At 42.2% G+C, this 14,699-nt stretch carries 13 protein-coding genes and 1 riboswitch; of the genes, 6 read left to right on the forward strand and 7 right to left on the reverse strand.

All coding sequences use genetic code 11. From position 1 onward, the window contains the following. Positions 1-301: 301 nt before the first annotated feature. From B5F91_RS14210 to B5F91_RS14230, 5 genes are all read right to left on the reverse strand, one after another. Complete coding sequence (locus B5F91_RS14210) at positions 302-1,063, reverse strand: DUF4465 domain-containing protein (RefSeq protein ID WP_239416451.1); 762 nt, start codon at positions 1,061-1,063, stop codon at positions 302-304. A 41-nt stretch (positions 1,064-1,104) separates the two neighbouring features. Then, positions 1,105-3,078, reverse strand: coding sequence for a DUF5074 domain-containing protein (locus tag B5F91_RS14215; protein WP_162611716.1), 1,974 nt, complete (start codon positions 3,076-3,078; stop codon positions 1,105-1,107). 7 nt (positions 3,079-3,085) lie between these two features. Then, the gene (locus B5F91_RS14220) at positions 3,086-5,101 is read right to left on the reverse strand and encodes a TonB-dependent receptor plug domain-containing protein (protein WP_087429702.1); all 2,016 of its coding nucleotides are present in this window, start codon (positions 5,099-5,101) and stop codon (positions 3,086-3,088) included. A 200-nt stretch (positions 5,102-5,301) separates the two neighbouring features. After that, positions 5,302-5,498: riboswitch (cobalamin riboswitch) on the reverse strand. Between the two features lie 306 nt (positions 5,499-5,804). After that, positions 5,805-6,098 carry a helix-turn-helix domain-containing protein gene (locus B5F91_RS14225; protein ID WP_072542224.1) on the reverse strand — a complete coding sequence of 98 codons (294 nt, stop codon included), beginning with the start codon at positions 6,096-6,098 and terminating at the stop codon, positions 5,805-5,807. Next, positions 6,095-6,376 (reverse strand): helix-turn-helix domain-containing protein, encoded by a 282-nt coding sequence (locus B5F91_RS14230; RefSeq protein ID WP_087429703.1) that lies wholly within the window; start codon positions 6,374-6,376, stop codon positions 6,095-6,097. Before B5F91_RS14230 ends, B5F91_RS14225 begins: the two co-directional genes overlap by 4 nt. 319 nt (positions 6,377-6,695) lie before the next feature. On the opposite strand from B5F91_RS14230, the gene B5F91_RS14235 reads away from it, so the two are divergent. Beyond that, complete coding sequence (locus B5F91_RS14235) at positions 6,696-7,001, forward strand: helix-turn-helix domain-containing protein (RefSeq protein WP_072542225.1); 306 nt, start codon at positions 6,696-6,698, stop codon at positions 6,999-7,001. A gap of 54 nt (positions 7,002-7,055) precedes the next feature. Here B5F91_RS14235 and B5F91_RS14240 read toward each other — a convergent pair whose 3' ends face one another. Next, positions 7,056-7,829 (reverse strand): PRTRC system ThiF family protein, encoded by a 774-nt coding sequence (locus B5F91_RS14240; protein ID WP_072530482.1) that lies wholly within the window; start codon positions 7,827-7,829, stop codon positions 7,056-7,058. A gap of 308 nt (positions 7,830-8,137) precedes the next feature. Between B5F91_RS14240 and nrfH the strand changes: the two genes are divergently transcribed. From nrfH to B5F91_RS14265, 5 genes are read left to right on the forward strand one after another with little or no spacing between them, the layout of a single operon-like run. Beyond that, on the forward strand, positions 8,138-8,698 hold the full coding sequence (gene nrfH / locus B5F91_RS14245) for a cytochrome c nitrite reductase small subunit (RefSeq protein ID WP_087429704.1): 561 nt from the start codon (positions 8,138-8,140) through the stop codon (positions 8,696-8,698). A gap of 19 nt (positions 8,699-8,717) precedes the next feature. Further along, complete coding sequence (gene nrfA, locus B5F91_RS14250; RefSeq protein ID WP_072530484.1) at positions 8,718-10,193, forward strand: ammonia-forming cytochrome c nitrite reductase; 1,476 nt, start codon at positions 8,718-8,720, stop codon at positions 10,191-10,193. Positions 10,194-10,198: 5 nt separating this feature from the next. Next, positions 10,199-11,422: a cytochrome c biogenesis protein ResB gene (locus B5F91_RS14255; protein ID WP_087429705.1), complete on the forward strand. Its 1,224-nt coding sequence runs from the start codon at positions 10,199-10,201 to the stop codon at positions 11,420-11,422. A 16-nt stretch (positions 11,423-11,438) separates the two neighbouring features. Then, positions 11,439-12,227: a cytochrome c biogenesis protein CcsA gene (ccsA, locus tag B5F91_RS14260; RefSeq protein ID WP_072532060.1), complete on the forward strand. Its 789-nt coding sequence runs from the start codon at positions 11,439-11,441 to the stop codon at positions 12,225-12,227. Between the two features lie 37 nt (positions 12,228-12,264). Beyond that, positions 12,265-13,530 carry an alginate export family protein gene (locus B5F91_RS14265; protein WP_162611717.1) on the forward strand — a complete coding sequence of 422 codons (1,266 nt, stop codon included), beginning with the start codon at positions 12,265-12,267 and terminating at the stop codon, positions 13,528-13,530. 201 nt (positions 13,531-13,731) lie between these two features. Here the strand turns inward: B5F91_RS14265 and B5F91_RS14270 are convergent, their stop codons facing one another. Beyond that, positions 13,732-14,421, reverse strand: coding sequence for a Crp/Fnr family transcriptional regulator (locus tag B5F91_RS14270; RefSeq protein WP_072532061.1), 690 nt, complete (start codon positions 14,419-14,421; stop codon positions 13,732-13,734). Between the last annotated feature and the right edge of the window lie 278 nt (positions 14,422-14,699).

Raw genomic sequence — 14,699 nt, forward strand, 5'->3', positions numbered from 1 at the left:
GATGAATGATTTTTTATGAAAGGACTTAGGTGCACTGAACCGTATACATTATTATATTATATACGCGGGAAGAAAAAAAACAGCGCCTGATTTTTTTTTCACAAAAACCGACTAGATATATGGCACAAAAAAGGAAGCAGGGTGAAAAGGCAATCCAAGCAGGATGAAATTGGAATCACATTAGGATGAAACTGGGTACGAAGACGGATGAGTTTGAACAATCTATCCTATATACAAAAAAGCTCACTTTAACAAAGAAACTCTTCGTTAAAGCAAGCTTTAACACTCATTTTTAAGAAGCTTAATTCTTTTGCAATGTCACTCCGTCAAGACAGAAATAAGAAGGCGTATTCATCCCATAATCGCCCATATCGGTCGATTCCAACTCGAACGTAATATAAGCGGCATCCGCCAGCTCGCTCCAATCGAACCATTTCCACGTATTGACAATCTCACTTTTCCCGTCACGGAAGTCCGCCAAATAGAAGTCGACACGCCCAATCTCGGCATCATTGCTTGCATGCCCTACTGCGGTCAGCATAAACCAGTCACCATCCTCAAATTTAGCCACCAAGCCCGAACCTCCATCGTTTCCGTCTTTGATAGCCAGATAGTCATACGTGGTATTGGTCACCCATGCCCCTTTGAAACGGTACGTTCCGGCTTGCAGATTGGTTATACGAGCCTCTGTATAGCTGCTTGCATTAGCAGTCAGATAAACACTTCCGTTCTCTCCCGCTCCTGTAATGGCACTCAAGTTGGCATATCCCGGTGTAGCCGTATCTGTCCCATTGGTATAGGTGAATCCTCCTCCGAAGCCCCAATCGCTGAAATAATGTGTAAAAGACACAACATTCTGGGGATCCGAAAAAGCCGTCTTCATATAAAAGCCATCTTCTTCGCCTTCGGTTGCAAGGAAAGAACTGTTAGGCTCGCTCAATTCACCCTCAAAACTGATTACCACGTCCTCTTTCTGCTCTTCTCCTGCCGGATTCTCATCCTCGCTACAACTCCAAAGCGACACGCACAACAATGCCGCCATAATCCACGTTAACTTTTTCATTTCTCTTACTTGTTTTAATTGATACATAATTATGATTGTTTTTAATTGCTTGCATCGAAATGCAGGTTCTCTATGCCGGCTATTTCGGTAGACAATTCCCCTACCCGACCGGCATACTGATTGACCGCCGTATAAACCTTCACAAAGTCTATCTCATCCAGATGCACCGGATTCCCATCGGCATCTACCGCCCATTCAAGCTTGAACTGCGACATTTCTTCGCTGTTGGGGTGATTGTCGGCATACCCCCAATCGTAGGCATAGCCTACCCAAACGCCGTTCTCTTCTACCGCATTGTCTTTCAAACGCTTTCCGCAAAAAACCATCCGGTCGTCTTCTACCCACTCCGGATAATACGAGTTCTGCGTATGATACTCGTTGCGGTACACATAGCCCTCATTACCCAGATTATCCGTCCAACGCACATCGGCATTTTCAGGCTGAGGACGATAATAAGTTATCTCGTAATCACGCGTCTCCGTATCTTTCCCGTATTCGCTTCCAGCCAGTTCATACCACGGGTCATCGGGCATCCCGTTCCCGTTCTCGTCTTTCGAAACCAGCACAATGCCCGGCTCGGCGCTTCCTCCCGGACGGTCTTGCCAAGCATTCGGATTGTAGTTGGCATTGCCATAGATTTTAAAATCATAGGCTCCTTCCACATTGGGGACAGGCTGGGAGAAACCCACCACAATATATCCTCCGTACGCCCCTAAGGACAAGAGCGAACGTTTGCGAAGCCGCTCGGAAGCCAGGCTCAACCTATCTTCCTCATTAAACCCTTCTTGATACGCCACCGTAACGGTATTCATAAATTGCGTAGGAGCCGGAACATATTCGAACACTTTATCGGCAAAAGCCGAAGGTGCATCCGGATTGTCTTCCGAGCCGGAATCGTCCACAGAGGCAGACACATCGCGGAACAACACGGTATTCGGATTCAGCCCTACCCCATTCAACCGGAACATCAGCTTCCCATCGGGAGCAAAGCAAAGCAAGTCGCCCTCCACCTGATAATTGTACGCTTCCGTGATATAGACATTGCTGCTATACGGATTGACCGCAATGGCATACGGACGCTCTATCTTCGTCCCATCGGTGATGAATTGCTCTCGGGCCACCTTTCCCGAAGCCAAATCGAAGACCTTAACCGAAGACCGATTGGTCTGATAATCATAATTATATAAGTAAGCAAGATTGTAATCGATGGCAAAGTCCATTACCGGCTCATCGTAAACCGCCTCAACGGCATCGGTTTGCGCATTGATTTTCACCAAGTGATAATCACCCTCTTCTATATTCCCGCCATACGTAGCCACCCATACCGTATGCGCTTGTCCGGCAAGTATTTTACCCGGGTTCGGACCGACTTCAATCTGTTTCACTTCACGAAACGCATCCAAATCCACGACCGAAACCGTACGGTCCACTCCGATGCCTTCCCAATCGAGGCCGCCCGAATTAGATACATAAAGCTTTCCGTCCTGCACACACAAGTCTTCAGGATTCCGCCCGACCTCCGCCAACGCTTCCACCTGAAGCGAAGCGGTGTCAATACGAGCCACCGTCCCGTCGTAAGAGCATACATACGCCTTGCCTCCGTCGAAAGCAACGGCACGCGGCTGGCGCGAACTGCCGTCCTCCGCTACGAAAGAAACCTGACCTACCGACAAGCCGGTATGCAAATCAATCACTTCGACCGTACTCGACACATTCACCACGACATACAACTTTCCTCCGTATATATCCATATCGTTTGCCGTATCGCCCAATCCCCGGCGGTTCATCGTCCGGAAATAATCGGGCATACAGGCATCCGTTTCGAAAGAATAGCGTGCTAATGTACTGTTGTTCAGATTGAACAGGCCTTCGCAGAGGACATACATTTCCGCCGTACCATCATCGTGCACCGTTTCTTGTCCGTTATCCGGCAATGCGGGCTTGTCTTCCAAATCATCGCAAGCAACCGCCAGCGACAAAAATATTCCGATTAGTCCAAGTATCTTTTTCTTCATCATCTTGTCAATAGTCTATGCCGACCGTTACCCGGAACGAACGCCCCGGCATCGGGAAGTTTTTCACAATCTCATAATTCTTATCCGCCAAGTTCAATACTTCCACCGCTACCGAAGCCGAAACGTCCCGCCAACGGAACTCACGGCGTGCCGAGACACTATGGTCGGTATATCCGGACAAGCGGTTTTCGGCAATGTTCTGACCTAACATATACCGCTTTCCGGAAAACAGCACAGCATACGACAAGTCCACCCACGGCGTCTCCAGCACAGCTTGTCCCGACCCCGACACCCGGGGCGTATAGGCAATCTGATGCTTGTATGTCTTCCCTTCGGCGGTAGAAGGGTCGGGGTCCGTCACGTCCAACGCACGCTGATACGTATAATTGCCCGAAAGGTTTAAAGCATATCCTTCGCACGGACGGATGCCAAGGCTGCCCGTCACATCCATCCCTTTGATGTCCACCTTCCCTAAATTGACCATACTCCATACAAACAAATTCTTGGTCGGTATCGCCACAATCTTATCGGTCACCCGGTTCATGTAAGCATCGGCGGTAAGCGTCAGGTAAGGAATGACATCGCAAATACGTTTCGTATAGGTCAACCCGACATTCAACTGACGAGCATTTTCGGGCTTCAAGCCGATATTACCCGTCTGCCCATAATATAAATCATTGAAACTGGGCAAGCGGAAAATGTCCTTGTAAAAAGCGCGCAAGCGGAACTCTTCAGCCGCAAAAGGCTTGAACGATACGCCTACGTAGGGACTCAGCTTGCGGTGCATGCCCGCGCTGTTCCCCCGCTCCGCGTCTTCATGCACCCAGGTAGCCAAGACCGATGCCGAAAGCGTCATCCGATCAGTAACGTATTTCCCCGCCAGTGCCGTCAGCCACGAGCAGCGCACAGGCTTGGCAAAAGCGTGCAGGTCGGCGTTCATCCGGTTCACGCTTCCGTCCGTTGCCAATGAGAACGAAAGATTATCCAACGCCCGCCAAAGCGCCGAAGCCGAAAGATAATACTCTTGCTGGTAATAGTTGTTCTCCGTCTGCCCCGTGCTGCCCTTATAATCGGGGTCGAGGTAACGCTGGTAGCTCCAGTTCCATTTCCCGGCAAGCCGAAGAGCGAAACGCCGGCCGAACTCTTTCCGGTAATTGCTTTGCACGAAAGCGTTCTTGTCCCATAAATGCTGGTTAAAATGATTGTAATAATAAGTAGCGGCTGCAGGAAGCCCGCGCGAAGACTGATAGTAATAAGCCTTGAGCCGCCATTGCTCACGGATGGAAAACGTCCCGTACAGTCCAGCTTCGGCACGCAAGGCCCGCACCTCTGTGTTCTGACGTTTCTCGCGCGAAGAAGCATCGTTTTCGTCCCCATAATATAGCGTAAACGGATAGCGCCCGTCCGAAGACATCCATTCCGCATCGCCGGTCAACACCCATTTCCGTCCCGCCTTCCGCTCTATCCGAAGCGAAGGATTCGCCAACCCCCATGAGCCAGCCTTCACTTTCGCGCGGAGATGGGTACGCTCTTCCGCTTCGAATTCCGGAGCCAGCGTCTCGATATGCAAGACACCCGCCGAAGCAAAGAAACGCGCGGGCTGGAAAATGTTATCATCCTGCCCGTTGCTCAATGCCACCCGGCTTACATTCTCCAACGAGAAACGCCCAAGGTCTATTTGCCCTGTCTGGCAATCGGTTATAGCGATGCCGTCATACCCGATGACCGTATGTTGCGCCCCTAAGCTGCGCACAGATACCGTTTTCAGCCCGCCTACCCCTCCGTAGTCTTTCACCGTGACACCCGAAAAGCGCTTCACGGCATCCGATAACTGCAAGGCGTGCTGATGCTCCAGCTCTTCACGCGAAAGCGATTGAACCGGAGCTACAGAGCGCACCTCACGGATGCGATGGCTATCCGTCACCGTCACTTCGGGCAAGGCATACGCCCGCACCGTGTCGGCCTGCGCCTGCCCTGCCAAGGGGAAGCACACTCCAAGGATGATGCTAATTACGTGTTTCATTCGTTTCATTTTGCGTTTTTCACCACAGATTACACAGATTAAAACTATTAATGAAGAATGATTGCCGTTATTAACCATTAATCAATTAAACCGGTTAATCTGTGGTGAGTAAAACTAACACTGCGTCAAGTAAAGGGGAATAAAAAAGAAGCCGCCTGCGGGCTGCGTTTATCATCCCACGCTTTTTCCTCGAAAGCAGTGAAGACACTCAGGCACACGGCAGGTCTTCTGACTTGTTCCTGTCGGCAAGCCGCCTTCCCGGAATACATCCAGTGGCAAAAGAATGGCTTGCGACACTTCTCGTACGGAACTTACAGCAGCGGGACTGTTCAGGACTCTCACCTGATTCCCTTTTAATCGGGCTTCATTCGCCCGAACCGTTGCGGGGGCAAAGATAGAAAGTTTTTCTTATTTATCCAAATAAGGCTAGAATATTCAACGAATCATAAAAAAGAAAAAGCTCTGAGACCATTTGATTATCAGAGCTTTTTCTTTTTTACTTCTTAAACGAGTGATCCGCTTGGGGGCGGAACCTTATATTTTTTATCGCTAATAATCAGTTACTTATCTTGCTGTTTATCATTTAGTCCACCTATTTCACCTCGATTGAACTTCTTTGTTCTGCACTGATATACAACTCTTTGTCAGTACTGCAAAGATACGGATTTTTGCTTTGAAAATCAACGAAAATTCCAAAAAATGTTTAACGGAATGCTTCCTGTCTGTTTTTCTCAAGAAGTTCTTCTATATCAGATTCCCGATATAAAATTTTACCTCCAATCTGATAATAGGATAAGATTCCATTATTTCTATATTCTTGTAAAGTGCGTCTTGATACTTTAAGGTAATTTGCCAATTCTGCATCATTCATATATCTATGCCCATTAAGTGTTGGGTTGTTGCTCTTCAGAATATTTTCGAGTCTTGTTAGCGTATCTTTTAACCTATTGTATATCTGAATAACTTGCTCATTATCTTGGGTAATTACTTTGCTCATAATTTTCTGTTGTGTTTTTCAATGAACTTCTGAATATCTTCTTTTTTATAATAAATCTTTTTCCCAATTTGAGAATAAGAGATTTGGTCTGTATCTCTAAGATTCTGTAATGTTCTTGGAGAAATTTTGAGGATCAGGCAAACTTCTTGATTATCCAACCATTCCCCTATTGTTTTCTGTGAAGAAGCTGTAATCAATTTATCAATGGTATCAAAGAAGTTTTCAATTTCCTTTAATGTCTTTTCATATGTAGCTGTTTCAATTCCAATGATTTCCATATCCAAAAAAGTTGAGTTTGTACAAATGTATTTTGAATATGTATATGATACAAAATGTTGTCATTAGGTGTCGTCAGGTAGCATCAGATGTCATTGTTGGTGGCTGTGTTAACCGGTTTCCAATTCTTTATTACATAGTTTACACTTTTAGTTTACACTAAATATTAAGTAGAAAATTTTATACTCCTGATTATCTGTATTTAATAAGCTTGTTGATCTTTGTCTCAGATTTAGGCATACTATTTTCATTACTATAAGTATATACTCTTGAGTGCGCACAACGGGAGTATCGATTTATTCATTTAATAACATTGGAATTATGTCATACATAGATAATGAGATACTCGAAAGACTGATAGGAACCATGGTAGAGGGATTTGCCCGCATTGAAAAGAAACTGGACCAGATGAACCGTCTGAAGGAATGTATGAACGGAGACAGGCTGCTTGATAATGTGGATCTGGCAGAACTCCTTGGGGTGTCACAAAGAACTCTGGCACGTTATAGGCAAGAGGGCAAGATTAAATATTACTCGGTTGAAAAGAACGGGAAATCATTCTATCTCGCCTCGGAGATACAGAGTTTCCTTCTCCAGCGAGGTAAGAACATAGTAAATAATAAGTAGCAAATAGAATAAGTGACCGTATTCTGATGGAAAGATGATACGGTCACTTATGCATTACACTGGGATTGCGGTCATTTTCAATGTATCCAGATTGACATAGACACCGCGATACAGTGTCTTTCCTTCCTTGAACATTCTCCATAATATGTCACATCCGATATGTGCCAGTGTGGAGTTGATGAACAAATCCTGTTTTTCCAAAGCTTCCGCCAGAGAACAGCTTGGTCCTGATTCCTTTTCCTTGATTTTTGCATAGTCCACTTTCTCGGTGATGACATTCATTTTAGGCATGGGAATATATTCCTGTGAAGAAGGTTGGAGAACTTTCTCACGTACCGTCCCGATGATGACCTGTCCTTTTGTCTGGCTGTTCCCAAAATCCATCCAGTATATGGGAGCCGAATGGTCACTGAAGTTTTCTTTGCGGACTTTCTTCAGGAACTTCCAAAGCGTAAGACGTGAACGTATATTGTCCGTACAGGTTATGATGATATTTGCTGTGCTTTCTCCAGAAAAGTTCCTGGTGGGGAAACATTGCGGTTCTGCAGTCCATGCGTATCCGAAGAAACGGTTGATGCGTGTGACAAGTGATACAGCCTTGTTCAGTCCCAGTTCCGTCTCACTGAAAAGCTGGCGTCCTATATTGGCTTGGCTTACTGTGTCGGGATCGAATACGGTGACATGCAGTCCGGGATGGCCCAATGCTTGAAGTGCCATACTCATGCGTGCCAGATTGGTTATCACTTGTGAGCCGGTACCTCCGGCTCCGATGACGAATACCGTTACCGGATGACGCGGATTGAGCAGGTAGCGGTCGGTAAAATGTATTGGTTAAAATTATAGTGTTATATAACGATAGCCTCCTTTTGATTATACGGCTAGCATCATGTTGCTTGTAGTTAATTCCTATAATCTTCATTTTAATTTTAATCAGTTTACTACCACATTTTTTCAGATGAATTTTCAAGGCGATAGTCATAAAGAAAATTCTCCTTAAGAAAGGAACAAATACGATGATAAAGCAGTATTGAAATTTATCTTTAATGGAATAGATAACTTAAAAAATAATGCAAGTGTCATATTTCTTACACTGATTATTTCGATAAAATGTTTTTTTTGCAAAAAAATGTATATATATGATATTATCTAAAAGGCAGAAAATAATAACAGCCATCATGGCTGGAACTATAGTAGGAGGTGGATTATTTTTCCTTTATATGTTGAGGGCGCATACTTATCTTACTGATGAACCTTCAGCTTGTGTGAATTGTCATATTATGTCCCCTTATTACGCTACATGGATGCACAGTTCTCATTCAATAAATGCTACTTGTAATGATTGTCACGTTCCTCATGAGAACTTTGTAAAGAAATGGACTTTTAAGGGAATGGATGGAATGAAGCATGTTGCAGCTTTTCTGACAAGTTCTGAACCACAGGTCATACAGGCACATCCTGCAAGCTCACAAGTAATAATGAATAACTGTATACGATGCCACCAGCAACTTAATACTGAATTTGTGGGAACAGGACGTATAGACTATATGATGTCTGAAGTTGGAAAAGGGAAAGCATGTTGGGATTGCCATAGGGAGGTACCTCATGGAGGTAAAAACAGTCTCTCTTCCACTCCCAATGCGATAGTTCCACTACCTGAATCACCCGTACCGGAATGGCTTAAGAAAATGAAGAAATAATAAAATAAAACTATAGTATATGAACAATAATTTTAAATCTTGGCATGGATGGTTGTTGTTTGGTGTTTCAATGACCGTTGTTTTTTGTTTGGGACTTGCTGTTTCTGCATTGTCTGAACGCAGGGCAGAAGTGGTAAGCATATTTAATAACAGAAAAAATCCTATGAAGGGTATTGTACCTCAGAATGAGAAGTTCCAGAGTGATTTCCCGAGAGAATATCAGACTTGGACAGAAACTGCCAATACTGATTTTCAGAGTGAATTTAATGGAAACGTAATGGTTGACGTCCTAGAACAACGTCCTGAAATGGTCATTCTTTGGGCTGGTTATGCTTTCTCAAAGGACTATTCTACACCGCGTGGACATATGCATGCAATAGAGGATATACGAGCAACATTACGTACTGGTTCTCCGGAAAACGAAAATGACGGTCCCCAGCCTTCTACATGCTGGACATGCAAGAGTCCTGATGTCCCACGTATGATGCAGGAAATAGGTGTTGATTCATTCTATAATAATAAGTGGGCTGCTTTTGGCTCTGAGATTGTAAATCCTATAGGATGTTCAGACTGTCACGATGCAGAGACTATGGATCTTCATATAAGCCGTCCGGCTTTGATTGAAGCATTTGCACGTCAGGGAAAAGATATAACAAAGGCAACACCGCAGGAAATGCGTTCTTTGGTCTGTGCGCAGTGCCATGTGGAATATTACTTCAAAGGGGATGGAAAATATCTGACATTTCCTTGGGACAAGGGTATGACAGTGGAAACAATAGAACAATATTATGATGAGAACAATTTCTCTGACTATACACATGCCTTAAGCCGTGCTCCTATTATCAAGGCACAACATCCTGACTATGAAATATCCCAGATGGGAATTCATGGACAGCGTGGGGTATCATGTGCAGACTGCCACATGCCGTATAAGAGTGAAGGTGGTATGAAGTTCAGTGACCATCATATCCAGAGCCCTCTTGCCATGATAGACCGTACATGTCAGGTTTGCCACCGTGAAAGTGAGGAAACTTTGCGTAATAATGTTTATGAACGTCAGCGTAAGGCTAATGAAATAAGAAACCGTCTGGAAGAAGAACTGGCTTCTGCACATATTGAAGCCAAATTTGCATGGGACAAGGGAGCTACGGATAATGAAATGAAGCCTGTTCTAAAGCTTCTTCGCGAGGCACAGTGGAGATGGGACTTTGGAGTAGCATCACACGGAGCAGCATTTCATGCGCCTCAGGAAATACAGAGAATCCTTTCGCATGGACTTGACAGAGCCTTACAAGCGAGATTGTCTATTTCCAGGATATTGGCAAAGCATGGATATACGGACAATGTACCTATGCCTGATATTTCAACCAAGGAAAAGGCTCAGAAATTTATCGGATTGGATATTCCAGCAGAGAAAGCTGCAAAGGAGCGTTTTATGAATAAGACTGTACCAGGTTGGTTGAAAGAGGCAAAGTCTAACGGACGTATTATTTGATATTTATGTGGAAGAATACTTGGGGAGTAAAAGAAGGAATAATGACCTGTGGCGGATTGATAGCCATAGGTCTTATTTTGCATCTATTTACGGGGGCTGTTGACTGGAGCAGTTTTGCTTGGCCACTTAATATCTGTATTTTAACAGTGTATGTAGTGGTTTTGATAATGCTTTATATTTTAAGGAAAAAGCTATATTTTGTTCGTTGGACAATGTCGTATAATGCAGCTGTACCATCATTGATAGCAGTTGTATTTCTGACATTCCTTATGGGGATGATAAAACAGATGCCGTCTTCTGTTTCTTCGGACGGATTTTCCATATTTAACAGTATGCTTTCTTTTTGGCCTTTCATTCTGGTTTATATTTGGATGACTTCAATAGTGGGGCTAGTTTCTATAAAATATTTGTTCTCATTTCGTGTTGCCAGAATACCATTTCTGCTAAATCATTTAGGGTTGTTTATAGCTTTGGTTTCAGCTACTTTGGGAAGTGCTGACATGAAGAGGCTGACTATGAATACCCGTATTGGTCAGACTGAATGGCGTGCTACAGACATTAACGGGAATTTACATGAATTGCCGTTAGCCATAGAACTAAAGGACTTCAGTATAGACGAATACCCACCGAAACTGATGCTGATAGATAATTCTACAGGAAAGGCTTTACCATATGATAAACCTGAACACCTTTTGCTGGAAGATGGGGTAAATTCAGGTAAGCTGTCAGAGTGGAAGTTTGAAATATTGGACAGAATAGAAATGGCTGCATCAGTATCAGGAGAAGATAGTGTAAGGTATGTTGAATGGCCAAGTACCGGAGCCACTTATGCTGTAAACGTGAAGGCTGTTTCCTGTGATGGGAAACGAACTGCAAGTGGTTGGGTAAGCTGTGGAAGTTTTCTGTTCCCATATCAGGCTCTTCGCCTTGATAGTATTTGCAGTCTGGTAATGCCGGATAGAGAACCCAGACGTTTCTCTTCAGATGTAGTTATATATACAGAAAGCGGAAAAAAACAGGAAAAAACAATAGAAGTAAACAAACCTGCAGATATAGAAAACTGGAAGATTTATCAGTTGAGTTATGATGAAAGCAAAGGACGTTGGAGTGATATAAGTGTTTTTGAACTGGTTTTAGATCCTTGGCTTCCGGCTGTTTATGTAGGAATTATAATGATGATGTTTGGTGCTGTGTGTATGTTTGTCACTGCCCAAAAGAAAAATAATTAGAAAATAGGGAAATATGATGAGTTGGGACTGGTTTATATATTTTGCCATAGCGTCTGTATTGTTCTGGATTATAGGTTCATGGAATGCTTTTAAAGAATTCAAAATACGAGCATGTACATTTACTTTTATAGGACTTCTTGTCTTTGGAACATTTATAGTCTTGTTGTGGTATTCATTGGAGAGACCTCCTTTGCGCACAATGGGAGAGACCCGTCTGTGGTATTCTTTTTTCCTGCCATTTGCTGGGTTGATTACCTATATGAGATGGAGGTATAAATGGATACTTGGATTCAGTACTATACTGTCTGTAGTATTCATTTGTGTAAACATTCTTAAACCTGAAATTCACAATAAGGCTTTGATGCCTGCGTTGCAAAGCCCATGGTTTGCTCCTCATGTCATTATATACATGTTTGCTTATGCTATGCTTGGGGCTTCGGCCATAATGGGAATTTATCTTTTATGGATAAAGAAAAATCAAGGCGATGTCAAAGAAATGGCCTTGTGTGATAACCTGGTATATGTCGGATTGTCATTCATGACTCTAGGTATGTTGACCGGAGCATTATGGGCAAAGGAAGCATGGGGACATTACTGGTCATGGGACCCAAAAGAAACATGGGCTGCAGTTACATGGTTTTCATATCTCACATATATACATATGAGGATAGGAATGCATAATAAACGGAAAGCATCCTTGTATGTTTTACTGTTATCGTTTGTGTTTCTGCAGATGTGCTGGTGGGGAATAAATTATTTGCCGTCTGCACAAGGTAGCAGTATACATACTTATAATATGAACTGATTAAACCTTATGATTTATGAGAAGAAGAAACTTATCTATGTTGATAGCATTCTTATTTATAGGAAATGTATCAATCTCTTATGCCCAGGAAGAAAATAACGAAAAAGACAAATTTTTTGTTTCGGCCCAGATTCGTACAAGAGGTGAATACCGTAATGGAGCATTGTATCCGCGTAATGAAAGTGATTTGCCGTCCGGTTTTATAAATGAACGTGCCAGACTTTCATTGGGATATGAACGTCAACGCCTTTCTCTGAAATTCTCTGCTCAGCATGTAGGTGTATGGGGACAGGATGCCTTGGTGGATAAGAACGGCCGTTTCATATTGAATGAAGCATGGGCTGCATTTGAATTTAATGATTATTGGTTTATGCAGTTGGGAAGACAGGCTCTTTCGTATGACGATGAGCGTATTCTCGGAGGGTTGGACTGGAATGTAGCCGGACGTTATCACGATGCTCTGAAAATTGGATATAGAAAAAATGGGCATCAGCTTCATGGTATATTTGCATTTAATCAGAATGACGAGAATGTTATAGGAGGAACATTCTATGATAGCAGCAAGACAAAGCTGTATAAGAATATGCAGACTTTATGGTATCATTATGATTTTGCTTCAACCCCTTTACAGTTTTCAATTATGGCAATGAATCTTGGTCAGGAGGGAGGCGATGCTGAGTCAAGAAAATCTGACACTCAATATATGCAGACATTCGGAACATACATTAAATATGCTCCCGGCCAATGGAATTTATCCGGTGCATTTTATTATCAGTTCGGCAAGAATGTATCATCACGTTCAGTATCAGCTTTTATGGGTAGTGCACGTGCTTCATATAATATAAATAAAAGCTGGTCTGTAAATGTTGGAACTGATTACTTGAGTGGAAATGATAAGTCTGACGGAACATATAAGGCTTTCAACCCATTATATGGAACACACCATAAGTTTTATGGGGCAATGGATTATTTCTATGCTTCTGATTTTATTGGAGGTTATAACCCAGGGCTTTCCGATACTCAGATTGGAGTTGGTTATAAGGTGTCTTCTTCAGTATCGATGGGAATGAATTATCATTATTTTGCTACAGCTGTGAAACTTGAAAATCTGGAACGTTCATTAGGATCTGAAATTGATTATCAGCTGGAGTGGAAGATAATGAAGGATGTAAGTTTGTCTTTAGGCTATTCTGTAATGTTCGGGACTTCAACAATGGATATTGTAAAAGGAGGTAACCATAACAGCTGGCAAGACTGGGGATGGATATCACTGAATATAAACCCACAAATCTTTTGTAAGTGACGATTCCTGTATGAGTTTTGGTGGTAATTATTCTGAATTCAAGTTTCGATAATAAAATGTATATTAAACAGAACGCTCAATTGAGTAAATTACATATAATTTACTGTAAGTAGAAAATAGAAGACCTGGCAAATAGTCATGAAATAAAAGTAAATGAGCTATTTGTCAGGTCTTCTATTATAATTGAAATTAATCTTGATATTATATGGGCCTTTTAATTTTAGCCAAGTTTAATTCTATGTTACCATTAGGTATTCTTTTTATTAATCCTTCCTTTTCCATTTTATTGAATTCAGTTGATAATGCAGGTCTTGTAACATTCAAATATTCAGCCAGCTGCGTTAAAGTATGAGGCATCTTAATGATATTAGAGTCTTTAGCCTGCTTTTTAAACAGATATACTAGGATACGTTCTCTAATTGTTTTTCTGGATAAAACATCCAAACGTACAGTTGTACATATATTACATTTTCCGGATACACAAAGAAAACTTCTTAAAATATCAGGACATTCACTGATGAGACGGAATGTGGAATCCTTTGTAGCTGTCAGAAGTATAGATTCTTCAATCGTTTTAAATGTTGCGGGGAATCTGTTGTCTTCTTTAAACAAATGAGGAGTTGCAAATGCACGTGGGGCCACAATATTTTCGATTAGAACCTCATTGCCATTTGCATCAATAATATTGACCTCTAATTCTCCTTTTAATAAGATATATAGCCTGGAACAGGCTTCTCCTTGTTCTGCAATTATTTCATTATTTTGAATCTTGAATAAATTAAAATCAAGTTCCTGAATGAGTCTCTTTTTTAATATAGTATTTAAATCACGGAATAGTGGTATTGAGAATAATATATCTTTATAATAGTCATTAAATTCAATTGTCTCCATAATCTTATTCTTTTTGAAAATGTACAAAGTTAGTATTTTCTGCCGACATTATGAAACTTTATCCGGACTAATATCCAATCTGATTATCAGATTACTGAGGATTATGTGAACATAGTGTTTTATTCATAGATGAAGTTTCATGTATGTATATTATATGCTTTTCAAAAGTTTAGAAACTGTTTTGAATTGATTCAAGAATAATGTTACAGTCTCCTTAAAATTTGAAATCAGCAGGCCAATTGGAAAAATGTTATATCTTTAAAGGTACCAAACTATAA

The sequence above is a fragment of the Bacteroides sp. An322 genome (assembly GCF_002161765.1).
In the GTDB taxonomy this organism is placed as follows: Bacteria; Bacteroidota; Bacteroidia; order Bacteroidales; family Bacteroidaceae; genus Phocaeicola; species Phocaeicola merdavium.

Excerpts from the sequence above, each read along its gene's own strand:
- B5F91_RS14210 (WP_239416451.1), bottom strand. The coding sequence starts at position 1,063 with ATGAAAAAGTTAACGTGGATTATGGCGGCATTGTTGTGCGTGTCGCTT.
- B5F91_RS14215 (WP_162611716.1), bottom strand. The coding sequence starts at position 3,078 with ATGAAGAAAAAGATACTTGGACTAATCGGAATATTTTTGTCGCTGGCG.
- B5F91_RS14220 (WP_087429702.1), bottom strand. The coding sequence starts at position 5,101 with ATGAAACACGTAATTAGCATCATCCTTGGAGTGTGCTTCCCCTTGGCA.
- B5F91_RS14225 (WP_072542224.1), bottom strand. The coding sequence starts at position 6,098 with ATGAGCAAAGTAATTACCCAAGATAATGAGCAAGTTATTCAGATATAC.
- B5F91_RS14230 (WP_087429703.1), bottom strand. The coding sequence starts at position 6,376 with ATGGAAATCATTGGAATTGAAACAGCTACATATGAAAAGACATTAAAG.
- B5F91_RS14235 (WP_072542225.1), top strand. The coding sequence starts at position 6,696 with ATGTCATACATAGATAATGAGATACTCGAAAGACTGATAGGAACCATG.
- nrfH (WP_087429704.1), top strand. The coding sequence starts at position 8,138 with ATGATATTATCTAAAAGGCAGAAAATAATAACAGCCATCATGGCTGGA.
- nrfA (WP_072530484.1), top strand. The coding sequence starts at position 8,718 with ATGAACAATAATTTTAAATCTTGGCATGGATGGTTGTTGTTTGGTGTT.
- B5F91_RS14255 (WP_087429705.1), top strand. The coding sequence starts at position 10,199 with ATGTGGAAGAATACTTGGGGAGTAAAAGAAGGAATAATGACCTGTGGC.
- ccsA (WP_072532060.1), top strand. The coding sequence starts at position 11,439 with ATGAGTTGGGACTGGTTTATATATTTTGCCATAGCGTCTGTATTGTTC.
- B5F91_RS14265 (WP_162611717.1), top strand. The coding sequence starts at position 12,265 with ATGTTGATAGCATTCTTATTTATAGGAAATGTATCAATCTCTTATGCC.
- B5F91_RS14270 (WP_072532061.1), bottom strand. The coding sequence starts at position 14,421 with ATGGAGACAATTGAATTTAATGACTATTATAAAGATATATTATTCTCA.